Annotated in this window: 16 protein-coding genes; 11 read left to right on the forward strand and 5 right to left on the reverse strand. The window is 57.6% G+C overall.

Annotation, left to right across the window (positions count from 1 at the left end; genetic code table 11):
• Positions 1–28: 28 nt before the first annotated feature.
• The 5 genes from NCG89_RS15710 to map form a co-directional block, all read right to left on the reverse strand.
• Positions 29–382 carry an arsenate reductase family protein gene (locus NCG89_RS15710; protein ID WP_251087507.1) on the reverse strand — a complete coding sequence of 118 codons (354 nt, stop codon included), beginning with the start codon at positions 380–382 and terminating at the stop codon, positions 29–31.
• Between the two features lie 63 nt (positions 383–445).
• Positions 446–1,099 (reverse strand): endonuclease III, encoded by a 654-nt coding sequence (nth, locus tag NCG89_RS15715; RefSeq protein ID WP_251087508.1) that lies wholly within the window; start codon positions 1,097–1,099, stop codon positions 446–448.
• Positions 1,093–2,295, reverse strand: coding sequence for a succinyldiaminopimelate transaminase (gene dapC, locus NCG89_RS15720; RefSeq protein ID WP_251087509.1), 1,203 nt, complete (start codon positions 2,293–2,295; stop codon positions 1,093–1,095). Before dapC ends, nth begins: the two co-directional genes overlap by 7 nt.
• The gene (locus tag NCG89_RS15725) at positions 2,255–4,939 is read right to left on the reverse strand and encodes a [protein-PII] uridylyltransferase (protein ID WP_251087510.1); all 2,685 of its coding nucleotides are present in this window, start codon (positions 4,937–4,939) and stop codon (positions 2,255–2,257) included. Before NCG89_RS15725 ends, dapC begins: the two co-directional genes overlap by 41 nt.
• Positions 4,940–4,942: 3 nt before the next feature.
• Positions 4,943–5,734 (reverse strand): type I methionyl aminopeptidase, encoded by a 792-nt coding sequence (gene map / locus NCG89_RS15730; protein WP_251087511.1) that lies wholly within the window; start codon positions 5,732–5,734, stop codon positions 4,943–4,945.
• 309 nt (positions 5,735–6,043) lie between these two features.
• Here map and rpsB point away from each other — a divergent pair, with 309 nt between their 5' ends.
• The 11 genes from rpsB (at position 6,044) to lpxD (ending at position 17,780) form a co-directional block, all read left to right on the forward strand.
• On the forward strand, positions 6,044–6,790 hold the full coding sequence (gene rpsB / locus NCG89_RS15735) for a 30S ribosomal protein S2 (RefSeq protein WP_251087512.1): 747 nt from the start codon (positions 6,044–6,046) through the stop codon (positions 6,788–6,790).
• A gap of 148 nt (positions 6,791–6,938) precedes the next feature.
• Positions 6,939–7,802 (forward strand): translation elongation factor Ts, encoded by an 864-nt coding sequence (gene tsf, locus NCG89_RS15740; protein WP_251087513.1) that lies wholly within the window; start codon positions 6,939–6,941, stop codon positions 7,800–7,802.
• Positions 7,803–8,030: 228 nt separating this feature from the next.
• Positions 8,031–8,774 carry a UMP kinase gene (gene pyrH, locus NCG89_RS15745; RefSeq protein ID WP_251087514.1) on the forward strand — a complete coding sequence of 248 codons (744 nt, stop codon included), beginning with the start codon at positions 8,031–8,033 and terminating at the stop codon, positions 8,772–8,774.
• Positions 8,775–8,812: 38 nt separating this feature from the next.
• Positions 8,813–9,334 (forward strand): ribosome recycling factor, encoded by a 522-nt coding sequence (gene frr / locus NCG89_RS15750; protein WP_432757894.1) that lies wholly within the window; start codon positions 8,813–8,815, stop codon positions 9,332–9,334.
• Positions 9,335–9,425: 91 nt separating this feature from the next.
• Positions 9,426–10,121, forward strand: coding sequence for a polyprenyl diphosphate synthase (gene uppS, locus NCG89_RS15755; RefSeq protein ID WP_251089386.1), 696 nt, complete (start codon positions 9,426–9,428; stop codon positions 10,119–10,121).
• 8 nt (positions 10,122–10,129) lie between these two features.
• A complete protein-coding gene (locus NCG89_RS15760) occupies positions 10,130–10,966 on the forward strand; it encodes a phosphatidate cytidylyltransferase (RefSeq protein ID WP_251087516.1) in 837 nt (278 codons plus the stop codon).
• Positions 10,966–12,144, forward strand: coding sequence for a 1-deoxy-D-xylulose-5-phosphate reductoisomerase (ispC, locus tag NCG89_RS15765; protein WP_251087517.1), 1,179 nt, complete (start codon positions 10,966–10,968; stop codon positions 12,142–12,144). The genes NCG89_RS15760 and ispC overlap by 1 nt, the downstream gene beginning before the upstream one ends.
• Positions 12,145–12,176: 32 nt before the next feature.
• Entirely contained in the window at positions 12,177–13,535 is a 1,359-nt protein-coding gene (gene rseP / locus NCG89_RS15770) for an RIP metalloprotease RseP (RefSeq protein ID WP_251087518.1), read from the forward strand.
• 86 nt (positions 13,536–13,621) lie between these two features.
• Entirely contained in the window at positions 13,622–16,201 is a 2,580-nt protein-coding gene (bamA, locus tag NCG89_RS15775) for an outer membrane protein assembly factor BamA (protein ID WP_251087519.1), read from the forward strand.
• Positions 16,202–16,239: 38 nt separating this feature from the next.
• Entirely contained in the window at positions 16,240–16,743 is a 504-nt protein-coding gene (locus NCG89_RS15780; RefSeq protein ID WP_251087520.1) for an OmpH/Skp family outer membrane protein, read from the forward strand.
• Entirely contained in the window at positions 16,743–17,780 is a 1,038-nt protein-coding gene (gene lpxD, locus NCG89_RS15785; protein ID WP_251087521.1) for a UDP-3-O-(3-hydroxymyristoyl)glucosamine N-acyltransferase, read from the forward strand. Before NCG89_RS15780 ends, lpxD begins: the two co-directional genes overlap by 1 nt.
• Positions 17,781–17,782 lie beyond the last annotated feature (2 nt).

Consider the following 17,782-nt stretch of genomic DNA (forward strand, 5'->3'; position numbering starts at 1 on the left):
CCTTTTGAAAGGGGTTAATGTTGCGTCACTAGAGAGTGTGATGAGTAAAAATCTGTTGGTAGTCCGCATCCTTGAAGCCCAGATGCAAGCTGTTGCCGGTGTCGAGCAGGGGGCGTTTCATCAGGGTGGGATGCCCCTGCAGCAGGGTCGCCCCACGGTCTTCTGCCATTGCTTTGTCGGCGTCGCCGAGCTGCTTCCAGGTGGTGCTGCGTTTGTTGATCAGGGCGTCGCCGAGTTCGGTCAGCCACTGGGCGAACTGGCCCTCTGGCAGGGGCTCGTCGCGAATATCGTGAAACTGGTGGTCAATGCCGTGACCCTCAAGCCACTTGCGGGCGGCGCGCACGGTGTCGCAATTTTTAATGCCGTATAGGGTAACCGTCATGGTCCTGCGGGGCTCCATTTTTCGGGTGGCTAAGCTTATCAAAAAGCCCGGCGTGGATCACCGTCAGGCTTTTTTGGTTTTCTTCGGAGATTTTCGTTCGGGATAGCAGGTGGTACAGATTTCACAGACGGTGCCGTCGCAGCCCCGGGCGCTGCAGAACTCGCGACCGTAGTAAATAATCTGCAAATGCAGGCTATTCCATTTATCCCGGGCAAACAGGCGCTTCAGGTCTTTTTCGGTTTGCGCCACATTTTTGCCACTGCTCAGGCCCCAGCGCTGGGCCAGGCGGTGAATGTGGGTGTCTACCGGAAACGCCGGCACACCAAAGGCCTGGGACATCACCACGCTGGCAGTTTTGTGGCCCACCCCGGGGAGAGCTTCCAGTGCGTCCCAGTCCTGGGGCACCACGCCGTTGTGTTGCTCCACCAGAATTTCTGACAGCCGTTTGATGGCCTTGGATTTTTGCGGTGACAGGCCGCAGGGGCGGATGATCTCGCGGATTTTATCCACGTCCTGCTGGGCCATATCGAAGGGGTTGTCGGCCAGAGCGAACAGGGCAGGGGTCACCTGATTCACCCGCTCGTCGGTGCACTGGGCCGACAGCAACACCGCCACCAAAAGGGTGTAGGGGTCTTTGTGGTCCAGCGGGATGGGCTGTTCGGGATAGAGTTCGTCGAGGCGCCGCTGAATAAAGGCGACGCGATCTGCCTTCAGCACTGAGCGGACTCCAGTGAGGCGCAATAGGCCTTAATGCGGCGGGCTGCCTCAACGCAATCGTCCAGCTCGGCCACCAACGCCATGCGCACATAGTTGGCGCCGGGATTGACGCCATCCACCGTGCGCGACAAATAGCTGCCGGCCAGCACGGTGACGTGCTGCTGGTCAAACAGCCCACGGGCAAACTCGGTGTCGGCGATGGGAGTTTTGGCCCACAGATAAAACGAGGCGTCAGGCTGGCTGACATCCAGGCAGCCGTCCAGCTCTGCCAGTACCCGGCTGAACTTCTCCCGGTATCGATCGCGGTTGGCCAGTACATGCGCTTCGTCACTCCAGGCGGCGGCGCTGGCAAGCTGATGCTGAACCGGCATGGCGCAGCCGTGGTAGGTGCGGTAGAGCAGGAAGTCGGCGAGGACGGTGGCATCACCGGCGACAAAACCCGAGCGCATGCCGGGCAGGTTGGAGCGTTTTGACAGGCTGTGGAAGACCACGCAGCGGCGGTAATCGTCCCGACCCATGGCCGCGCACGCCTGTAGCAGGCCTGGGGGTGGCGCGGCTTCGTCAAAGTAGAGTTCGGAGTAGCATTCGTCGCTGGCAATAATGAAGTCGTGTTCGTCGGCAAGCCGGATCAACTGCTGCAGTGCGTCCTGGCTCATCACGGCGCCGCTGGGGTTGCCCGGGGTGCACAGGTAGAGCAACTGACAGCGTTGCCACACCTCGGCGGGCACGGCGGAGTAGTCTGGAATAAACCCGGTTTGGGCGTGGCAGGCCAGAAAGTGGGGCTGGGCACCGGCCAGCAGCGCCGCACCTTCATAGATCTGGTAGAACGGGTTGGGGCAGACCACCAGGGCGTCATCACTGGGGCTGACCACCGCCTGGGCAAAGGCAAACAGGGCCTCCCGGGTGCCGTTTACCGGCAATACCTGGGTCTCGGCACACAGCCCTTGCAAGCTAAAGCGGCGGCTGGCCCAGTCGGCGATGGCGGTGCGTAACTCGGCGATACCCTTGGTAGTGGGGTAGTTGCTCAGCTTGTCCAGGTTGGCGCTGATGTCGGCCACCACAAATTCCGGCGCCGGATGGCGAGGCTCGCCGATGGACAGGGGAATGTGGCGAACGGCGGGCGGCTGGCAGTCTGCCAGCAGGGCCCGCAATTTTTCAAATGGATAGGCCTGAAGGGCCTGGAGCCGTGGATTCATTCTGTTTGCTCACTTGCTGGTCCAGTTCCCTGCAGATGGCGTCTTGGATTTCCCGGCACAGGGCGGGGTCTTCCACCGGCTTCTGCTCACTGTTGGTAATAAAAAATACGTCTTCCACCCGCTCGCCGAGGGTGGCGATTTTGGCGTTTTGCAGACGTAGATCGTATTGGTTAAAAATCTGGGCGACTCTGGCCAGCAGGCCGGGGCGGTCCGGGGTAATCACCTCTAAAATGGTGTGTCCCTTGTTCAAATCCGTCGACATGCTGGTGCGGGTTGGGGTGGTAAACAGGCGCATCTGCCGCGGGGTGCGGCGGTTGGTAAAGCCCGGAAATTTGTCGGGGCTCTCAAGGTGCTGGCGCAGGAATTTCATGATGTGATCGATTCGCGCCGGGTTGTCTCCGAGGGGTTCACCGTTCGCATCAAGCACATAGAACGTGTCGAGGGTGTAGCCCGAGCCGCTGTTGTAAATGCGGGCGTCCTGAATGCTTAGATCGAGCTGCTCCATGGCCGACGCCAGCAGGGCGAACAGACCGGGTCGCCCCTTGGTGTGGACGAAAATCTGGGTGGCGCCCTCAATGCCCTGGCGGGCGTCGGGCTTGATCAACACCAGCGGTGCATCGGGGTTGGTGCGCTGGGCGATGGCCCGGGTGTGCCAGACGATGTCGTCGATCTGTTCGCGAATAAAGTAATCTTCACCGGTTTTGGACCAGAGCTTGCGCACTTCGGTATCGGTAAAGCCGTAATCTTCCAGTCGCTCGATGGCGCCCAGTTGGGTTTCGGCAATCCACTCCTGCTTGTCGATGGGGTTTTCCAGGCCCCGGCGCAGGGCCCGGCGGGTTTCCGCATAGAGCTGACGCATCAGGGAGGCCCGCCAGGAGGTCCACAGATTGGGGTTGGTGGCGTTGATATCGGCCACGGTCAGGCAAAACAGGTAGTCCAGACGGGTCTGTTCACCCACCAGTAGGGCGAAGTCGCGGATGACTTCCGGGTCCTGAATATCCCGGCGCTGGGAAACCGAGGACATCTCCAGGTGCTTTTCCACCAGCCAGGCCACTAAATTGGTGTCGCGCTTATTCAGCCCCAGGTTTTCGCAGAAGTTGCGGGCGTCAACCGCGCCGAGCGTGGAATGATCGCCACCCCGGCCCTTGGCGATGTCGTGGAACAGACCGGCCAAAAACAGCAGTTCCGGCTTGGGCAGGCGCTGCATGATCCGGCAGGCCATGGGGTAGGTGTCGACCATGCTGGGATAGCGGAAGCGGCTGATATTTTTGATCAGCGCCATGGTGTGGGCATCGACCGAGTAAATATGGAACAGGTCGTGCTGCATCTGGCCCATGATCTGGCCGAACTCGGGAATGAAGCCGCCGAGCACGCCCCAGCGGCGCATACGGCGCAGTTGCAAGGCCACCCGCTGCGGGCATTTCAGCAGCTCCATAAAGAAGCGCTTGTTGCGCGGGTCGGCCCGAAAGCGGTCGTTGAGGAGGTGCAGGGATTTCAGGATCAGGCGAATGGTGCTGGCCCGGGCGCCATCGATGGCCGGGTTGCTGGCCATCAGGAAAAAGATCTCCATCAATGCGGTGGGGTTTTTCTCGAAGACCTTGTCGTTGGCGACTTCGATATGGCCGTTGCGTATCCGGAAGCGGGAGTTCAGCTCGATCAGGGTTTCGGCTTCACAGGCGCGCAGAATGGTCTCGTCAAAGTGCTGCATCAGCACATCGTTGAGCACCCCGAGGTTCATTGCCCAGCGATAGTACTCCTGCATAAAGCTCTCGACGGCGAGCTTGCCGTCGCCATCTTTATAGCCAAACATTTTGGCCAGGGTGCGCTGGTGGTCGAACAACAGACGATCTTCCTCCCGGCCAGCGATCAGGTGCAGGGCAAAGCGCAGTTTCCACAAAAAGGCCTGGCCGTCGCGCAGCACGGACAGTTCCTCCAGGCTCAGAAACTGACGGTCGTACAGGTCGTCGATGGACTGGGCGCCGAAGTGGCGCTTGATCACCCAGCCGATCATTTGAATGTCGCGCAGGCCACCGGGGGAGCTCTTGATGTTGGGTTCGAGGTTGTACTCGGTGTTGGCGTATTTGCGGTGGCGGCTGATTTGCTCGTCCCATTTGGCGCGGAAGAATTCGGCGCTGGGCCAGATTTCTTCGGGGCCGACCAGTTTCATCAATTCCCGGTGGAGTGCGGGGTTACCGGCAATGGTGCGGGACTCCATCAGGTTGGTGGCAATGGTGATGTCTTCGATGGCGGCCTGTTGGCATTGCAGGATGCTGCGGGCGCTGTGGCCCACGTTTAAGTTCAAATCCCACAGGCGTGTGATGAGTTGTTCGATGCTGTCCCGGTAGTGGTCGGTGTCGTCCCGGGTCAGGATCAGAATATCAATGTCAGAGTAGGGGTGAAGCTCGCCCCGGCCGTAGCCGCCCACGGCCACCAGGGCAACGTCGTCGCCCCAGTCGAGGCGCTGCCAGATGTCCTGCAGCAGCTCGTCGATTTTCTTGGAGCGCAGCTGCACCAGCTCCCAGGCTGGCGTGCCATTGTAAAAACCCTCTTCCAATTCCTTGGCCAGGGTTTTGAGGTAGTTCTTGTAATGCGCGAGCGCCTTGCCGTTGCCTTGCTCCAGCACGGCGTTATCGAGATTTGGCATGAATCAGCCCCGGTAGAAGGGTTCGTCAGGTCGTGCGGTCAGCACCTCAACACCGTCGGCGGTAACCGCCATGGTGTGCTCCCATTGGGCCGACAGGCGGCGATCCTTGGTGGTCACCGTCCAGCCATCTTTGATGTTGAGCTTGGTCTGTTTCTTACCCGCATTGATCATTGGCTCGATGGTGAAGGTCATCCCTTCCTCTAATTTCAGGTCGTTACGGCGGTTGTAGCCTTCGCCGTAGTGCAGCACTTGCGGGTCTTCGTGGAAGCCCAGGCCAATGCCATGGCCACAGTATTCCTCGACCACCGAGTAGTGGTTGCTGCGGGCATGTTTGGCGATGACGGTGCCGATGTCGCTGAGCATGCAGCCGGGGCGAACCAGCTCAATGGCCTGGTACAGACACTCTTGGGTGACGCGGCACAGGCGTTTGGCATGGTCGGCCACCTCGCCAACATAAAACATGCGGTTGGTGTCGCCGTGCCAGCCATCCTTTATTACGGTCACATCAATGTTGAGGATGTCGCCATCCTTCAGAATTTTCTTATCGGAGGGGATGCCGTGACAGATAACTTCGTTGACTGACGTACAGATCGATTTGGGGAAGCCGTTGTAATTCAGCGGGGCGGGAATGGCCTTCTGCACATTGACGATGTAGTCGTGGCAGATGCGGTCCAGCTCTTCGGTGCTCACACCTGGCTGAACGTGGGGGGCGATCATTTCCAGCACCTCGGCGGCGAGGCGGCCTGCCACCCGCATGGCGGCGATCTGTTCTGGGGTCTTTTTTACAACATTCATTCGGGAATCGAGTACCTGTCAGCCGCGGGGCAGGGCGCGGCGGGCCAAAAACGCGCATTGTAAACCATCCCGGCAGGGCTCGCGAAGGGCGCGGGCTGCCGTGCCCGCGCTGGCGGTGAAATATCGCCATTTCTGCTTTCCGATAGGGGGGCGCTGTGGTATAAATACGCGCCCTTTTACCGGTCCAGGCTGGAAAAGGCATAAGCGACGCGTGATCACCGACACGTAATCCCGGGTGCCTCGACTTGAGCGAGGTTGGGTTGCGGGGTGTTCACAAGTTAATAACCCGATGTTTTCGAAGGAAAAATCATGTCACAAGTAAGCATGCGCGAAATGTTGCAGGCTGGCGTTCACTTTGGACACCAGACCCGCTACTGGAACCCCAAGATGGCACCCTTTATTTTTGGTGCCCGCAACAAGATTCACATTATCAACCTCGAGCACAGCGTCCCCGCGATGAACCGTGCTCTGGACGCCATCGCTAAAATGGCGGCCAACAAAAACAAGATTCTGTTTGTTGGTACCAAGCGTGCCGCTGGCAAAATTGTTGCCGAGCAAGCGACTCGCGCGGGTATGCCCTACGTCAGCCACCGTTGGCTGGGCGGCATGCTGACCAACTACAAAACCATTCGTCAGTCTGTTCGTCGTCTGCGTGAGCTCGAGACCCAGAGCCAGGACGGTACTTTCGACAAGCTGACCAAGAAAGAAGCCCTGATGCGTCGCCGGGATATGGACAAGCTCGAGCGTTCCATTGGTGGTATCAAGGATATGGCTGGTCTGCCTGACGCGCTGTTTGTTATTGACGTTGATCACGAGCGCATCGCAATCCAGGAAGCCAACAAGCTGGGTATCCCGGTCTTTGGTGTAGTTGACACCAACAGCGATCCCCAGGGTGTTGACTACGTTATCCCCGGTAACGACGACGCCATTCGCGCGATCAAACTGTACGTTAGCGCCGTTGCTGACACTGTACTGGCTGCTGCTTCTAACGAAGTGCCGGTGAAGGACGAGTTTGTCGAAGTCAGCGCTGAAGGCCAAGAAGGCGCTGCCGAGTAAGGTATTGCTGCCAAAGCGAACAGCGAAAGGGGGCGAGGCCCCCTTTTTTAAATGCTCGCTGCTTTTAAATGTTCACAGGGTTGAACGTATATTGAGCGGACCCCGAGGTATGGGTCAGGTTAAAGCCCAATAAAGAGAGGATTGAACAATGGCTGTATCTGCAGCAATGGTAAAAGAACTGCGTGACCGCACTGGCCTGGGCATGATGGAGTGCAAAAAGGCGCTTGGTGAGGCCAATGGCGACATCGAGCTGGCAATTGAAGAGCTGCGCAAGTCCAGCGGTATGAAGGCGGCGAAAAAGGCCGGTCGTACTGCTGCCGATGGCGTGGTTGCGACCAAGATCGCCGAAGACGGTAGCTACGGTGTTGTTGTTGAAGTGAACAGCGAAACTGACTTCGTTGCTCGCGATGCCGGCTTCCTGGCCTTTGTTGATCAGGTGGTTGGCAAGGCTTTTGCCGACAAGCAGGAAGACGTTGCCGCACTGATGGCGGGCGAGCTGGAAAATGCCCGTGAAGCGCTGGTGCAAAAAATTGGTGAGAACATCTCTGTCCGCCGGGTACAGATCGTTGCCGTTGAAGGTGGTGTGGTAGACAGCTACGTACACTCCAACAACCGCATTGCGGTGCTGGTTGCGCTGAAAGGCGGTGATGCTGAACTGGCTCGCGACGTGGCGATGCACGTTGCAGCGGTAAACCCCCAGGTTGCCAAGCCCGAAGATATGCCCCAGGAGCTGATCGAGAAGGAGCGTGAAATCTTCACGGCTCAAGCGCAAGAAAGTGGCAAGCCTGCTGAGATCATCGAGAAAATGATCGACGGCCGGATCCGCAAGTTCCTGTCGGAGAATGCCCTGGTTGATCAGGCCTTTGTTAAAGACCCCGATCTGACGGTTGGCAAGCTGCTGAAAAACAACGGCGCTGATGTGCAGTCCTTCCTGCGCTTCGAAGTGGGCGAAGGTATTGAGAAAGAGGTGGTGGATTTCGCCGCCGAAGTCGCGGCTCAGCTGAAAGGCTAAGCCGGTTTGAAAAAAAAGGGCCTTCGGGCCCTTTTTTGTATGTGCGGCAATTGGCTATGGATTTGAATGCTTTTCGGCCCGGGTTTTTGGCGCGATTCCTGCTGAAATCCTGTTAGAATGTGGCGGCTTTTTAAGGGCGTCCGTCGGGTGGAAAAGGGAAGTGGCCCAGGCGCAGGGATGGGGCCGAAAACGGCAGCAGCGTGTTGATTGAAGAAGGGTGTGGAAGGCATGTCTAGCCAAAGTCGCGACAAAAAGTACAAACGAATTCTGCTAAAGCTCAGTGGCGAGGCCCTGATGGGTAACCTGGGCTTTGGTATCGACCCCAAGGTGCTCGATCGCATGGCACTGGAAGTGGGGCAGCTGGTTGGCATCGGCGTGCAGGTGGGCTTGGTCATTGGCGGTGGCAATCTGTTCCGCGGTGCGGCGCTGCAGGCGGCCGGCCTCGACCGGGTTACCGGTGATCATATGGGCATGCTGGCCACGGTGATGAATGCCCTGGCCATGCGCGATGCCCTTGAGCGCAGCAATATCAAATCTTCAGTGATGTCCTCCATTCCCATGAGTGGTGTGGTCGATCATTACGACCGCCGCAAGGCGATTCGTGCCCTGTCCCGCGGCGAGGTGGTAATATTTGCCGCCGGCACGGGCAACCCTTTCTTCACGACTGACTCGGCCGCCTGTCTGCGCGGGATCGAGGTGGAAGCGGATTTGGTGTTGAAGGCCACCAAGGTGGACGGCGTGTATTCTGCCGACCCGATGGTGGATGCCAGTGCGGAGAAATATGCGTTCCTCACCTATGATGAGGTGCTGGATAAAAAGCTGGAAGTGATGGATCTGACGGCCATCTGTCTGTGCCGGGATCACAAAATGCCGTTGCGGGTGTTTGCCATGGAGCAACAGGGCGCATTGCTGAATATCGTTGTCGGTGGCAGTGACGGTACGCTGGTAGCGGCAAATAGCGAGGAGAATTAAAGGTGATTGAAGAATTCAAACAAGACGCCCGTGAGCGGATGGCCAAGACCATTGAAGCCTTGGGTCATAATTTCAACAAAATCCGCACCGGCCGCGCCCACCCCAGCCTCCTTGAAGGTGTGCGAGTGAACTACTACGGTGTGGAGACGCCCCTGTCTCAGGTTGCCAGCATTGGCGTTGAAGACGCGCGCACCCTGACGGTCACCCCCTGGGAAAAGAACATTGTCCCTGATATTGAAAAGGCGATTCACAAGTCTGATCTGGGGCTTAACCCGGCAACGGCGGGCACGGTCATCCGTATTCCGATGCCAGCGCTGACCCAGGAAACGCGCAAGGGTTATATCAAACAGGCGAAGCAGGAGGCCGAGAGTGCTCGGGTATCCATTCGCAATGCCCGCCGCGATGTGCTCTCCGACATCAAGGACCTGCTCAAAGAGAAGGAAATCAGCGAAGACGAGGAACGTCGCGCCCAAGATGAAATTCAGAAAATCACCGATAAGTATATTGCTGAGGTGGATAAGGCTCTGGCGGTGAAAGAAGCCGACCTGATGGAAATTTAAGGCGTCCGCTCCGGCAAGCACTGTTTAAAAAGGCTGTAAAACAATGCGGAATTCCGCAACCACTCCGGTTCCACGGCATGTTGCCATTATTATGGATGGCAATAACCGGTGGGCGAAAAAGCGCGGAATGACCGCCGCGAACGGCCATCGGGCAGGGGTAGAGGTGATCCGCTCCCTGCTTAATCACTGCCAGTCCCGGGGGGTCGAGGTCGTGACGCTGTTCGCTTTCTCCAGTGAAAACTGGCAGCGTCCGACGCTGGAAGTCCAGGCCTTGATGCGGCTGTTCTCCCATTACCTTGATAGCGAAACCAAGCAGCTCCACGCCGATGGTGTGCGGCTGCGGTTTATCGGCAACCGCCAGCAGTTTTCAGCGGGTCTGCGCAGGCAGATGGACTACAGTGAGCAATTGACCCGATTCAATAAAACGACCCAGTTGGTGATCGCGGTTGACTACGGTGGCCAGTGGGATATCACCAATGCGGCCCGCACGCTGGCGCAGCGGGTCAAAGAGGGACTGTTGGAGCCGGATCAGATTGATGTGGAGATGATGGGGCGGGAGATCAGTCTTGCCGATTTGCCCCAGCCCGATCTGTGTATCCGCACCGCCGGCGAGCAGCGCATCAGCAATTTTATGTTGTGGCAGATGGCCTATGCCGAGCTGTATTTTGCCGACTGCCTGTGGCCCGATTTTAACGAAACCGAAATGGATAAAGCACTGGCCGCCTTTGCTGCCAGGGATCGCCGCTATGGCGGTCGAGAGGAAGACGAACATGTCGCTGACGGATAGGAATTACCATGCTTAAGCAGCGAGTGATCACTGCTGTGATCATCGTGCTGGCGCTGTTTGCTGCTCTGGCATTGCTGACGGCGCCGCTGTTGTCTCTGGTGTTTGCGGCACTAATTTTGTTGGCGGCCTGGGAGTGGGGGGATATGACCGGTCTTGCCTCCCGCGGGCTTCGAGCGGGCTTTGTGCTGCTTTGTGGCGCGGTGATGGCAACGCTGTCCTGGCACGTCGACCTTTATGGTGAGATTAACCCTGCTCGCCTGCGCGAGGTCATGGTGGTGACCTGTCTGTGGTGGTCAATTGGTCTGCTGTGGGTCAAGGCATACCCACAAAGTGCGGTCATGTGGGGTAGCCGCCTGATGCGCGGCCTGATGGGGGTGCTGGTGCTGGCACCGGGCTGGCTGTCGATCAGCTACCTTGGCTTTCGCGAGGGCGGCGTGTGGTTGATATTGTTGGTGATTGCCCTGGTTGCTGCCGCCGATATCGGCGCCTATTTTGTCGGCCGCGCCCTGGGCAAGGCCAAGCTGGCACCTGCGGTGAGCCCCGGTAAGTCCTGGGCCGGGTTTTGGGGCGGTTTGTGTTCGGCCATGACCCTGATGCTGGTGATCTCTCTGGCGCTGGCCGAGCGCATGCCCGGCTCATTGCTGGCCATGCTGGTGCTGGCAGCGTTTACCGTGCTGGCGTCGGTATTAGGCGATTTGCTGGAAAGCATGGTCAAGCGTCATCGGGGTATCAAGGACAGCGGGCAGATTTTGCCGGGCCACGGCGGGCTGATGGACAGGATCGATAGCCTGACCGCAGCGGTGCCGGTCTTTACCCTGGGCCTGTTGTCGGTGGGCGGTGCTTGATGCAGCGGGTCACCGTTTTAGGCTCCACGGGCTCGATTGGTGTCAGTACGCTTGATGTGCTGGGTCGCCACCCCGAAAAGTATGAAGTTTATGCGCTGACGGCAAATCGCAGCGCCGCCCAGTTGCTCGACCAGGTTAGGCAGTTTCAGCCGCAGTTTGCGGTGCTGAGAGACGAGTCGGTCGCCGTAGAGTTTCAGCAACAGGTAAGCGCACTCGGTGTGCGCACCCAGGTGCTGGCAGGTGAGGCCGGTTTGTTGGAAGTGGCAGCCGGTGCTGATCTCGTGATGGCCGCGATTGTGGGTGCAGCGGGGCTGATGCCCACGCTGGCAGCAGTCGAGGCCGGTCGGAAAGTGCTGCTCGCCAACAAAGAATCCCTGGTGATGGCTGGCCGCCTGTTTATGGAGGCGGTGGATCGCAGTGGCGCCCAGTTGCTGCCGATTGACAGTGAGCACAACGCGATCTTTCAGTGTCTTCCCCCGGTTGCCGCGAGCGGTTTAGCGCCCTTGGGCGTGCGGCGGATACTGCTGACCGGCTCTGGCGGTCCCTTCCGCACCCGCAGCCGGGATGAGTTGCAGAGCGTGACGCCGGACGAGGCCTGTGCCCACCCGAACTGGTCGATGGGGCGAAAAATTTCCGTGGATTCCGCCTCGATGATGAACAAAGGCCTGGAGTTGATCGAGGCCTGCTGGTTATTCCATTGTGCCCCGTCGGCCATCGAGGTGGTGGTTCATCCGCAGAGCGTCATTCACTCCATGGTCGAGTACGTAGACGGTTCGGTGCTGGCTCAGTTGGGCAACCCGGATATGCGGACCCCCATTGCTCATGCCCTTGCCTGGCCCCAGCGTATCGCATCGGGGGTGTCGTCGTTGGATCTGATCGCCCAGGCGCGGCTCGATTTTGAGGCGCCGGATGAGCAGCGCTTCCCCTGTTTGCGCTTGGCACGAGAGGCCGCCGAGGCAGGCGGCAGCGCCAGTGCGGTGCTGAATGCGGCCAATGAAGTGGCCGTCTCCGCATTTTTGGAAAAACGTCTAGCCTTTGCCGCAATTCCCGACATAATCGGTGACATAATGGAGCGCGTATCATTTTTTGAACCGCACTCACTCGACGAGGTCCAAGACGCCGATGCGCAGGCGCGGCGTCTCACCGAGGAAGTTATTGCCCGCCATACGAGGCAGTAGGGGACGCCGTAAGTCGGCCAGAGGATCGAAGCATGCTCGGATTGTTACAAACCGTTTTAATCACCGTGGTGACCCTGGGAATTCTGGTGGCTGTCCACGAATTCGGCCATTTTTGGGTGGCTCGGCGCTGTGGAATCAAAGTGCTGCGGTTTTCGATCGGTTTTGGCAAGCCGCTGCTGAAGTGGGTGGACCGCCACGGTACTGAATTCGCCGTTGCCGGCATTCCCCTCGGTGGCTACGTCAAAATGCTCGACGAGCGGGAAGGGCCAGTGGCAGAACATGAGCTGGACCAGGCCTTTAGTCAGGCATCCCCCCCTAAACGAATCGCCATTGCAGCAGCCGGTCCGCTCGCCAACTTTGTGCTGGCTATCTTTGTTTACTGGCTGGTGTTTCTGAACGGCGTCAACGGTGTTGCGCCCATCATCGACCAGATTGAACCGGGCTCCCTGGCCGAACAAGCCGGTTTGCAGGTGGGGCAGGAAATTCTTGCGGTCGATGGCGAAAGCACGCCCACCTGGGAGGCCTTGCAGCTCCAGTTGCTGGAGCGCATTGGCGAGCACGGCACCTTGTCATTCTCAGTTAAACCCAGTGCCGGTGGGCAGGTAGAGACCGCTCAGGTATCCCTGGACCGCTGGATGCATGATGTCGACGAGCCCAACCCACTTAAGGAGCTGGGTGTCACCTTGTTTGTGCCCAAAGCAGAGGCCCGGGTCGACGAGGTTATGGCTGACGGTGCTGCCGCCGCCGCTGGCATGCAGGCGGGTGATCTGGTGTTAAGTGTGGATGGTCAGGCAGTGGATGGCTGGGCCGACTGGGTAGAGGTTGTTCGCAGCAACCCGGGGCGCGAATTGAATATGCTGATCCAGCGCGGTGATATTACGCTGCCCATGATGTTCACCCCGGCACGCCGGGTGGGTGATGACGGCAAGGCCTATGGCTACGCGGGGGTCAGTGCTGTCATGCCAGAGTGGCCGGAATCCATGCGCCGGACGATGGAATACGGCCCCATTGGGGCGATTTCGGCAGCGGCGGATAAGACCTGGAAAATGAGTGTCTTCACCGTCGAATCCATTAAAAAAATGTTGACTGGTCTTCTTTCGCCGAAAAACTTGAGTGGCCCGATAACCATTGCTAAAGTGGCGAGCTCTTCGGCTCAGTACGGTTTGTATGCGTGGTTGAGCTTTTTGGCGCTGCTGAGTGTCAGTCTGGCAGTGTTGAATTTGCTGCCGGTGCCGATTCTTGATGGGGGCCACATCGTCTACGCACTGATTGAGTGGGGCAGTGGCAAACCTGTGACAGAAAAAGTACAGGCGATGGCCAATCAGGTTGGGTTGCTGCTGGTAGTTTGCTTGATGGTTTTTGCTTTATATAACGACGTATTGCGCCTTTGATCGACGGGGCAAAGCGTATTCGAACTTGATATGTGGTACCTGCAGCATTGCTCTGCGGGGCCCTAAGCCTTGGTTTTTTGTTTTTGATGAAACGCATTGTTGCTCTCAGTACCTTTCTACTCTCGCTAAGTTTTGGCGTTCAGGCCCAGACATCCCTGACCATTACCGATATTCGGGTCGAGGGCTTGCAGCGGATATCGGCGGACACGGTGTTTTCTGCCCTGCCGCTGAGCGTGGGGGACAGTATCTCCTCGGCCTCTATAGCCAATGCCACCCGGGCACTGTTTAGAACCGGTAACTTCGATGACATCCAGATTGGTATCGAGGGGGACGTTCTGGTTGTGGGTGTGGAAGAGCGGCCCGCGATCAGTGAAATTAATATTGAGGGCAACAAGGCCCTGGAAACCGAGGCCTTGCTCGATGGTTTGAAGGGCGCGGGCTTGTCTGAAGGTCAGGTGTTCAAACGGGCCACCTTGGAAAACATGCGCCTTGAGCTGACTCGCCAGTATGTCTCCCAGGGGCGTTATGACGCGAGCATCGAAACCGATGTGGTTGCCCAGCCGCGCAACCGGGTTGCCGTGTCCATTACCATTGATGAGGGCAGTAATGCCCGGATCAAGCACATCAATATTGTTGGCAACACCATTTACGACGATGAAACCCTGCTTGACGAGTTTGAGCTGAGAACGGGTGGCATGTTTTCCTGGTTCAGCAGCGCTGACAAGTACTCCCGGGAAAAGCTGCGGGGCGATCTTGAAAAACTCGACTCCTACTACCTGGATCGCGGGTATCTGCGCTTCTCTTCTTCCTCCGTTCAGGTGGCGATCAGCCCCAACCGCAAAAATGTGTATATCACCGTTAACGTAACGGAAGGCGACAAATACAAGGTTAGCGGCGCAGAACTGTCGGGTGATCTGGTGTTGCCGGAAGATGACCTGATGCGGTTTGTGCTGGTAAAAGAGGGACAGGTGTTCTCCCAGGCCCTGGTAACCAGCACCGAAGAATTTTTGACCAAGCGCCTGGGCAATGAGGGCTACAACTTTGCCAAGGTGCGCGGCATCCCGGAAGTGGATGAAGAAAACAAAACGGTGATGATGAAATTCTTCATCGACCCGGGTAAACGGACCTATGTTCGCCGCATCGACTTTAAAGGCAACTCCAAAACCTCTGACGAAGTACTGCGCCGGGAAATGCGGCAGATGGAAGCCGCGCCCGCCTCATCGGATAAAATCGAGAGCGGCCGGATCCGGCTGGAGCGCTTGGGCTTTTTCAAAGAAGCCAAGGTCAACACCAACGAAGTGGCCGGCACCGATGATTTGATTGACCTAGTGTACGAAGTCGAAGAGCAAAGCTCGGGCAGCCTTGGCGCCAGCGTCGGTTTCTCCCAGGATAGTGGTCTGCTGTTGAGCGCCAATATTCAACAAAACAACTTCTTTGGTTCGGGCAAGCAAGTTGGCTTTGGTGTGTCTAAGAGCCAATACCAGACCAGTGCCAGCTTTAATTACCTGAACCCTTACTACACCGAAGACGGCGTTTCCCGGGGCTTCTCGATCTATTTCCGCTCTACCGATCTGGAAGAGATCAACGTTGCCAGCTACACCACCGATACCTACGGTGCGTCGGTTAACTTCGGTTATCCGATCTCTGAAATCGAACGCATCAACTTCGACCTGGGTGTGAGCCGCACCGAAATTGACGCAGGCCTCACTGCGGTAAAAGAGATCATTACCAGCCCGCGTTTGTTTGACGATGTCGACTTCTTTATTGAGTCGACCTTCAATGACGAAACAGGCGGTTATGCCGCTGCAGAGACCCTGCAGGCCATCGAAAACCTGAGCCCAGACGCGCTCACCGAGCCGCAGGAAGATGGCTTCCTCGACAAGTTCGGCAGTGAATTCGATAACTACACCATCGGGACTTCCTATCGGCGGTCGACCTTGAACCGGGGTATTTTTGCCACCCGCGGCTCGTCGCAAACTGTCGGTATTTCGGTTGCGGTGCCGGGGTCGGATCTGGAATTCTTCAAGGTGAACTACGAAGGGCAGATCTACTTCCCCATTACCAATAACTGGACCTTCCGCTTCAAGACCCAGTTGGGCTATGGCGATGGCTACGGTGAGCTGGATAGCCTGCCTTTCTTCGAAAATTTCTACGCAGGTGGTTTTGGCTCTGTGCGGGGTTACCGCAGTAATACCCTTGGCCCGCGCAGTAGCCCGGCAGATATTTACTCCTTCCGCTCAGCGGTGACCGCGGTGGATGCCAATGGGAATCCCACTGCACGCTCCAGCGAAGTGGGCTATGTGCTCGACCCTGATACCGGAAAACTGGAGGTCGTTGGCGTCCGCGACGACACTGATCCCTTCGGCGGTAACGTACTGATTGAGGGCACCATTGAGCTGCTGTTCCCGCTGCCCTTCGTAAAGGATCAGCGTTCGGTTCGCAGCGGCCTGTTCTTTGATGCCGGTAACGTATTTAGCACCAATTGCGGTGTGTCACAGGTTAACTGCTCAACGCCAGATTTGGGCAAGTTACGCTATTCAGCCGGGGTCGGGGTGACCTGGTTGACTGGGTTCGGACCGCTGACCTTCAGTTTGGGTCGGGCACTGAACGACGAGAAAGTGGACGAAACTGAAATCTTCCAGTTCTCTTTGGGCCGAACCTTTTAATTCACAACATCACATAAAAGCAGGAGTTCAAAATGAAGTTGTTTAAAGTCGCGGTAGTCATGCTCGTGTCCATCTGGGCAGGCAGTGCGATGGCACAGGGGCGAATTGCCGTACTGGATCTCGATGCAGCGGTAATGAATACAGAGCTGGCCAAGAGCCGCATCAATGCGCTTCGCAATCAGTCAGAGTTCAAATCCAATGTGCAGGAGTTGGAAACGCTGAAAAAAGACTTCGACAAAATGGTTCAGCAGTTCCAGAAAGATATGGATGTGCTGAGCAACGAGCAGAAGGTCGCCCGTAAAAACAAGATTGATGCTGCCCGCGGCGATGCCGAGCATATTGCTCGCAAGCTGGAAGCTGCGCAAAAACAAGAAATGCAAAGCATCATGCAAGAGATTGGTCCTGTGCTGCAGAAAGTTCTGCCCCAGGTAATCAAAGAGGAAAATATTGGTCTGCTGTTGCCTCGTCAGCAAGTGATGCACGTTGAAGCCGGCTACGATATCACCGCGAAAGTGGCAGATAAGCTTAACCAAGCTAAGTAATGTCGACGCCCACATTTAGCGTGGCGGAACTTGCCGCCGCTCTGGATCTAGCATTCAGTGGGCAAGGCGATGAGCTCCTCACCGGGTTGGCGCCACTGGCGTCGGCCAAGGCTGGGGAGCTCAGTTTTTTAGCCAATGTGAAATACAAGTCCCAGTTAAGCGAGAGCGGGGCTACGGCGGTGATCGTCCACCCGTCAATGCAGGCTGATTGTCCCGCCTCTGCCATTATTGCGGATAACCCCTACCTGGCTTATGCCCGCGCCAGCGCCTTGTTCGATCCATGGCGTCGGCCTGCTGCCGGTGTTCACGCCAGCGCGGTGGTGCTGTCGAGCAAGGTGCACCCGTCGGCTGCCATCGGCGCCAACTGCGTGATCGAGGAGGGTGCCGAGATCGGTGAGGGCACCGTAGTGGGCCCAGGGACAGTCATTGGCGCCGACGCAAAGGTAGGCAAACACTGCTTGCTGCACGCCAATGTCACCCTTTATCACAAGGTGGTACTCGGCGATCACTGCGTGATCCATTCGGGTGTGGTGATTGGCGCGGACGGTTTTGGTTTTGCCCCGAGCCCGGAAGGGTGGGTAAAGGTCCATCAGATAGGTAGTGTGCGGATCGGCTCTCGGGTGGAGATCGGTGCCTGCTCGTCAATCGATCGAGGCGCTATTACCGATACCATTCTCGGTGACGGTGTGATTCTCGATGACCAGATACTGATTGCGCACAATGTTGAGATTGGTTCCGGGACTGCGATGGCGGGGGGCTGTCAGGTCGCGGGAAGCACAAAGATTGGCAAAAACTGCACTTTTGGTGGCAGTGTTGGGGTGCTTGGGCATCTGCAAATAGCGGATAATGTCCATGTTACTGCGCGCTCTCTGGTAGCCAAGTCGTTGACAGAGGCCGGAGCCTACTCCAGTGGGGTGAGTGCGATGGAGTCGTCCGTGTGGCGAAAAAGTATGGCTCGCCTCGGTCGGTTGGATGAACTGTTCCGCCGGGTGTTGAGCTTAGAAAAAAGCTTAAAAAATGAAGAAGGAAAAAGTTGAGC

The sequence above is a fragment of the Spongiibacter taiwanensis genome (assembly GCF_023702635.1).
Taxonomy (GTDB): domain Bacteria; phylum Pseudomonadota; class Gammaproteobacteria; order Pseudomonadales; family Spongiibacteraceae; genus Spongiibacter; species Spongiibacter taiwanensis.

Excerpts from the sequence above, each read along its gene's own strand:
- NCG89_RS15710 (WP_251087507.1), bottom strand. The coding sequence starts at position 382 with ATGACGGTTACCCTATACGGCATTAAAAATTGCGACACCGTGCGCGCC.
- dapC (WP_251087509.1), bottom strand. The coding sequence starts at position 2,295 with ATGAATCCACGGCTCCAGGCCCTTCAGGCCTATCCATTTGAAAAATTG.
- NCG89_RS15725 (WP_251087510.1), bottom strand. The coding sequence starts at position 4,939 with ATGCCAAATCTCGATAACGCCGTGCTGGAGCAAGGCAACGGCAAGGCG.
- map (WP_251087511.1), bottom strand. The coding sequence starts at position 5,734 with ATGAATGTTGTAAAAAAGACCCCAGAACAGATCGCCGCCATGCGGGTG.
- rpsB (WP_251087512.1), top strand. The coding sequence starts at position 6,044 with ATGTCACAAGTAAGCATGCGCGAAATGTTGCAGGCTGGCGTTCACTTT.
- tsf (WP_251087513.1), top strand. The coding sequence starts at position 6,939 with ATGGCTGTATCTGCAGCAATGGTAAAAGAACTGCGTGACCGCACTGGC.
- pyrH (WP_251087514.1), top strand. The coding sequence starts at position 8,031 with ATGTCTAGCCAAAGTCGCGACAAAAAGTACAAACGAATTCTGCTAAAG.
- frr (WP_432757894.1), top strand. The coding sequence starts at position 8,813 with ATGGCCAAGACCATTGAAGCCTTGGGTCATAATTTCAACAAAATCCGC.
- uppS (WP_251089386.1), top strand. The coding sequence starts at position 9,426 with ATGGATGGCAATAACCGGTGGGCGAAAAAGCGCGGAATGACCGCCGCG.
- NCG89_RS15760 (WP_251087516.1), top strand. The coding sequence starts at position 10,130 with ATGCTTAAGCAGCGAGTGATCACTGCTGTGATCATCGTGCTGGCGCTG.
- ispC (WP_251087517.1), top strand. The coding sequence starts at position 10,966 with ATGCAGCGGGTCACCGTTTTAGGCTCCACGGGCTCGATTGGTGTCAGT.
- rseP (WP_251087518.1), top strand. The coding sequence starts at position 12,177 with ATGCTCGGATTGTTACAAACCGTTTTAATCACCGTGGTGACCCTGGGA.
- bamA (WP_251087519.1), top strand. The coding sequence starts at position 13,622 with ATGAAACGCATTGTTGCTCTCAGTACCTTTCTACTCTCGCTAAGTTTT.
- lpxD (WP_251087521.1), top strand. The coding sequence starts at position 16,743 with ATGTCGACGCCCACATTTAGCGTGGCGGAACTTGCCGCCGCTCTGGAT.